The organism is Shigella sp. SIG6, from assembly GCF_053555815.1.
The window spans coordinates 1-2,040 of sequence record NZ_JBQZXC010000246.1; the positions used below are offsets into that span (position 1 = coordinate 1).

Below are 2,040 nucleotides of genomic sequence, written 5' to 3' on the forward strand. Positions count from 1 at the left end.
CCCAGACCGATACGCATTAAAATAAAGTGGCTAAAAGAATTAACCATTCCTGTTAATGCCTGCATTAATGACCAGAATATTAAGCCTGCGCCTAAAACTATTCGTGGGCCAAAGCGGTCTAGCAAAATACCGGAAGGTAGTTGTGAAAAACCATAAGACAGAGAAAATGCAGAAAGCAAAACACCAAACTCTGTCGCCGATAATCCTAACTCGCCACGAATCGCTTCGCCTGCCACGCTCAATGACGAACGGTCGAGAAAATTAACGATCCCCGCCATAAATAATAAAACCAGGGTCACTGTCTGAATACGACGAATCCGTTGCGGTTTATTACCCGCAACACTGGTTGACACATCAACGTCCATTTTTAGCTCCTTGAGCGGAATTAATCGATTTGATGACTATTCAGAAAATAATTAAGCGAACCGTTATTACCAGTTCAACAATGTGCCATCTTCCAGTCGTGCGACGGGGAGATACGCCGGGTCATACGGATATTTCGCCGCCAGTTTCTCATCGAAAGAAATACCCAGCCCCGGTTCATCGCCTGGGTGCATATAACCTTCCTCGAAGCGCCAGCTGTGCGGGAAAACTTCAAGCATTTGTTCGGAATAGCCCATGTACTCCTGAACGCCAAAATTTGGTACCCATAGGTCAAAATGCAGCGCCGCCGCATGACAAACAGGCGATAAATCTGAAGGGCCATGCGAACCGGTACGTACCTGATAAAGCGATGCAAAATCGGCAATCCGCCGCATCCCGGTAATGCCGCCTGCATGGGTGATCGTCGTGCGAATATAGCCAATCAGCTGCTCTTCGATTAACTGCTTGCAGTCCCAGATACTGTTAAACACTTCACCGACCGCAATCGGCGTCACGGTATGCTGGCGAATCAGACGAAAACATTCCTGGTTCTCGGCAGGCGTCGGATCTTCCATCCAGAACAGGCGGTAATCCTCAATGCTCTTCCCAAAGCGCGCCGCTTCGATGGGGGTCAGGCGATGGTGCATGTCATGCAACAGATGTTCGTTAAAACCGAACTTATTACGCACCGCTTCGAATAACTTCGGCGTAAAATCGAGATACTTTTCTGAAGACCACAACTGCTCTTCTGGCCACAGGCCTTTGGTTGCCGGTTCATACGCCAGTCCTTTGCCCTTCGCCAGGCCATAAGTGGTTTGCATACCCGGTACACCGCACTGCACACGAATCGCCTTAAAGCCCATCTGCTGGTGCTTTGCATAGTCTTCAAGGACTTCATCAATCGTACGCCCGGTGGTGTGGCAATAAACCATCACGCCTTCACGAGAAGCACCACCAAGCAGTTGATACAATGGCATATTTGCCGCTTTAGCTTTGATATCCCACAACGCCATATCAATGGCAGAAATGGCTGACATCGTGACGGGGCCACGTCGCCAGTAAGCACCTTTATAAAAGAATTGCCAGATATCTTCGATACGGCTGGCATCGCGGCCAATTAGTTGTGGACAAAGATGATCTTTCAGATAAGAAGCGACCGACAATTCGCGACCATTTAACGTGGCATCTCCTAATCCACAAAGTCCGCTTTCAGTGGTTATTTTAAGCGTAACGAAATTACGCCCTGGGCAAGTAACAAAAACATCTGCAGCAATAATTTTCATTATTGCAATCTCCTGTGTTGTAAATAGACGTTTCAAACCTAATTTTACGCCTACTACCATACAAGAGAGAAAAAGCGATTATTCAACCGTGATCACATTAAAAACAAAAATTTCCACCGAGGAGAAAAAATACCCTCAAAAACCACCTGAATAATTAACCATTATTGTTAAAACAACACGTTAAATAATCACATAACAAACTCCATTAATCATTGAAAATGAGCACAGAAATATAAATTAATTATATTCAATTAATTAAAATGTGTATTGCTTGATGTATTTGAAAATATTATTTTCATGGTGAGAGTGGAGGTAAAGAAGACACAATAATAAAAAGGAATGTGACAAATAATGGTTCTGGTTGGGCGTTAAATTTAAGGTCACCAGAATGCTG

At 44.8% G+C, this 2,040-nt stretch carries 2 protein-coding genes; both read right to left on the reverse strand.

Features of this window, described 5'->3' with window-relative positions; translation table 11 throughout:
- The coding region (locus ACUU1M_RS19965) for an MFS transporter (protein WP_283672098.1) at positions 1-365 on the reverse strand (365 nt) is incomplete at its 3' end.
- Positions 366-431: 66 nt separating this feature from the next.
- Positions 432-1,646, reverse strand: coding sequence for a D-mannonate dehydratase ManD (gene manD / locus ACUU1M_RS19970; RefSeq protein WP_000690936.1), 1,215 nt, complete (start codon positions 1,644-1,646; stop codon positions 432-434).
- Positions 1,647-2,040: the final 394 nt, after the last annotated feature.